At 64.8% G+C, this 755-nt stretch carries 1 protein-coding gene and 1 pseudogene; one reads left to right on the top strand and one right to left on the bottom strand.

Annotated elements, in window-relative coordinates; genetic code table 11:
- Positions 1–494 (top strand): ABC transporter permease (locus tag AC1DWF_RS33970; RefSeq protein WP_476842887.1); only part of this gene is annotated, 494 nt, incomplete at its 5' end.
- 42 nt (positions 495–536) lie between these two features.
- Here the strand turns inward: AC1DWF_RS33970 and AC1DWF_RS33965 are convergent.
- Positions 537–755, bottom strand: a pseudogene (locus AC1DWF_RS33965) (alkene reductase); the annotation flags it as partial.

Below are 755 nucleotides of genomic sequence, written 5' to 3'. Positions count from 1 at the left end.
TGGAGAACCTGCTCGCCATGCCGGTGCGGCCGATCGAGGTGATGGTGGGCAAGCTCGTGCCCTTCATCGCTGTGGGCATGGTGCAGGTGGCGGTGATCCTGACGGCCGCGCGGCTGCTGTTCCATGTGCCGATGATGGGCAATCCGCTGGTGCTGTCGRCGGGGCTGCTGGTCTTCATCATCGCGAACCTGGCGGTGGGATTCCTTTTTTCGACGGTGGCGAAGAACCAGCTCCAGGCGATGCAGATGAGCTTCTTCTTCTTCCTGCCCTCGATCCTGATGTCGGGCTTCATGTTCCCCTTCCGGGGCATGCCGGGCTGGGCGCAGGTGATCGGCGAGGGGCTGCCGCTCACGCATTTTCTGCGCGTGGTGCGTGGGGTGATGCTGAAGGGGATCGGCATCGCGGATGCCTGGACGGACGTCTGGCCGATGCTGGTGTTTCTGCTGGTGGTCTCGGTGCTGGCGATGCTGCGGTATCGGCAGACGCTGGATTGACCGGGGATGGGCTGCCGATAGTGGCAGCCCATCCGCCTTCGCTCAATCCGCGGCGACGGTGCTCAGGGCCGGGTAGTCATTGTACCCCGTCGCGTCGGGACTGTAGATCGTCTCGCTTACGAGCGGATTGAGTGGCGCGTTCCGCCGGAAGCGCACCACCAGGTCCGGATTGGYGATGAAGAGTCGCCCGAAGGAGGCCGCATCGGCCTCGCCGCTTTCGATCGCCGCCTCCGCCGTCTCCTGCGTCAGCGCCTCGTTGAT

This window comes from Aminobacter sp. P4_D5 (assembly GCF_056401815.1).
Note: the sequence above shows the minus strand (reverse complement) of the source record. Positions and strands in the feature narration are given on the sequence as shown.